The 2187-nt window shown below is 28.1% G+C and carries 3 protein-coding genes; 2 read left to right on the top strand and 1 reads right to left on the bottom strand.

Going from position 1 to position 2187, the window contains the following annotated elements:
- Positions 1-129: 129 nt before the first annotated feature.
- On the top strand, positions 130-516 hold the full coding sequence (locus TY19_RS07335) for a hypothetical protein (RefSeq protein ID WP_042279641.1): 387 nt from the start codon (positions 130-132) through the stop codon (positions 514-516).
- A 170-nt stretch (positions 517-686) separates the two neighbouring features.
- Positions 687-1103 (top strand): hypothetical protein, encoded by a 417-nt coding sequence (locus TY19_RS07330; protein ID WP_042281412.1) that lies wholly within the window; start codon positions 687-689, stop codon positions 1101-1103.
- A gap of 336 nt (positions 1104-1439) precedes the next feature.
- On the opposite strand, the gene TY19_RS07325 is transcribed toward TY19_RS07330, so the two are convergent.
- On the bottom strand, positions 1440-1694 hold the full coding sequence (locus TY19_RS07325; protein ID WP_042281410.1) for a DUF2442 domain-containing protein: 255 nt from the start codon (positions 1692-1694) through the stop codon (positions 1440-1442).
- Between the last annotated feature and the right edge of the window lie 493 nt (positions 1695-2187).

Raw genomic sequence — 2187 nt, 5'->3', positions numbered from 1 at the left:
AAAACATTTGATTAAAAAATATTAATGATTTATTATGTTATATATAAACTTTTAATAAATAAAAAATAAAGTTTATAAACAGTTAATTTATTTAAATTAAATTTAAACATTTTTCAAGAGGTAAATATTATGGGACCACTTCCATCTAATAAAACATTAGAATTAGAATTTTTACGCGATTTGATTCAAATTCAAGTAAACGATCAAAAAGTAGAAGAGGCACAAGATCAATTAAACACAAAAATTATGAATCTTTCCGATGAACTTTTTAATTTGAAAAAATTGATAGATCAAGTTTCTAAAGAATCTCTTACTCTTAAAGAAGAATCTCTTACTCTTAAAGAAGAATCTCTTACTCTTGAAGGCAGAATTAAAGAACAAAATCGAGAAATGTCTTTGCTTAGAGAACAATCACAAATAGTTGAAGGAAATTTAGAAACTACCCAAAAAACTTTAGAAGAAATAACTGAGCAAATAACAGGGATCCAGCAAAAGCTTGAAAAATTTGAAAAATAAAATTAAGAGCTTTCTAAAGCAAATACAAGGCTTTTTAATGAAAAAGCCTAATTTACCAAGTAAAAGAGATGTTTAAAAACGCTATTAGAAGTTTTACGCAAGGAAAAAGCTGAGCTTGAAAATAAAATAATTATTTAACATTCTCCTGAATGTAAATGTTATAAAATATTATGACAAACCACTTTATTCACTCTGGTGTTTGCAGTAGTAAAAATGATATTAAAATATTAAAGTCAGGAACATGGATTATAAACAAGTCCGATGATAATAATTGCCAAAATCTCGAAAAAAAACATCCAGAGCAAGCTACTAACACTGAAAAATGTAAAATAAATATTGAAAATAAAATATGTGGTGTTGAAGGATGCAAGGGATGGTGTGATGCCAATGCAATTACAGCCATGACTTGGTGTTCAAAAGTTTTTAAAGCTCCCCAATGTCAAGCAGGTTGTGCATTAGCAGTATATGCTATTCAAAAAGGTTGTCACTGGTGTTGTGATGGCCAAGGATTTTACAAAAGATGCATAGAACCTTTTGGGTATATTGTAGACTATATGGAAGAACCTTGTGATCCTTATTGGGATTAATTATGAAAAGAGATGGTTGGAAAGGCTGGATAAGTGTATCAATTGGATTGCTAATATTAATTTACTTTGTTTATCAAGGCGAATACAATATTATTGCAATTGCGGTGTTTTTTTATATGGCTTTTTGGCTGTTGAATAAATATACGAACAATAACTAGTCTACAAAACACTTTGCTAGACAATACAATCGCACGGAATAATTTCAGCTGGCTGTAAGCATTTTAAATTTCCTTTAAGCCCATGCTTCGCTCAGGCTAGGTGACAATTTCAAAAAAACAATGCCTTATTTGGGTTATTGTTAATAGTTTGAAAGATGGCCTTTATTTATAAGTTATTTTAGCCTTTATCTGCTAAATCGTTTCCAATTTCATATAGAAAATCTGGAGAAATATCAGCTCCATTGTCCCATACAATTGTATCTAAATCCTTGCCCAATCGTACAGTTTTAAAATAAGAAATATCCCTTAATAATTTGAAAATTCCTATTTCTAAATGTCCATTTAAATCGATAAGCTTAGTCTTATTGTTTTCAAATGTAGAAGCCAACTGGAAAGAGGCACGCATATATTTTACATCTTTCACAAAGTTCATAAATTACCTATCTGAGCTAATAGCTCAATTTCATTTAAAGAGTTTTTTGTTCCAAAAAGCTTTTAGTTTGGCAATATTTTATGACAATGAAAAAGTCTATTCGAAAACAAGAGCTATTATTTGATTGTGTAAGCTACCTTCAAATGTAATCATCTAAAATGTAAGATGCAATTTCTAAATATGTTTTTGAAGCTTTCAACTTTGTTGCTCAACTCATAAAGTTATTTACTTTATCTAAACTAAATTTTTTTAAGCTTGTTACTTCCGTTTAAAGCTCCATTTTTCTCTTTTAATTTCTTTTGTTTTATTTAAATAGGGTTAATTCGTTGCAATTTTTTACGATGTAAATTCCTATATTAAAAATATCTTGGGATATATCTAAAAGTATTTCTTATAAAAAAATAAAAATTCAAACAAAAAATGCGCATTAAATTTCCTTATTAAAAAATATTTGATTGTTTTAATGTGTTTTGTACGAGATCTAGCTTTACTG

This window comes from Candidatus Protochlamydia sp. R18 (assembly GCF_000648255.1).
Taxonomy (GTDB): Bacteria; Chlamydiota; Chlamydiia; order Chlamydiales; family Parachlamydiaceae; genus Protochlamydia; species Protochlamydia amoebophila.
This window is presented reverse-complemented; position numbering and strand designations above follow the sequence as displayed.

Excerpts from the sequence above, each read along its gene's own strand:
- TY19_RS07335 (WP_042279641.1), top strand. The coding sequence starts at position 130 with ATGGGACCACTTCCATCTAATAAAACATTAGAATTAGAATTTTTACGC.
- TY19_RS07330 (WP_042281412.1), top strand. The coding sequence starts at position 687 with ATGACAAACCACTTTATTCACTCTGGTGTTTGCAGTAGTAAAAATGAT.
- TY19_RS07325 (WP_042281410.1), bottom strand. The coding sequence starts at position 1,694 with ATGAACTTTGTGAAAGATGTAAAATATATGCGTGCCTCTTTCCAGTTG.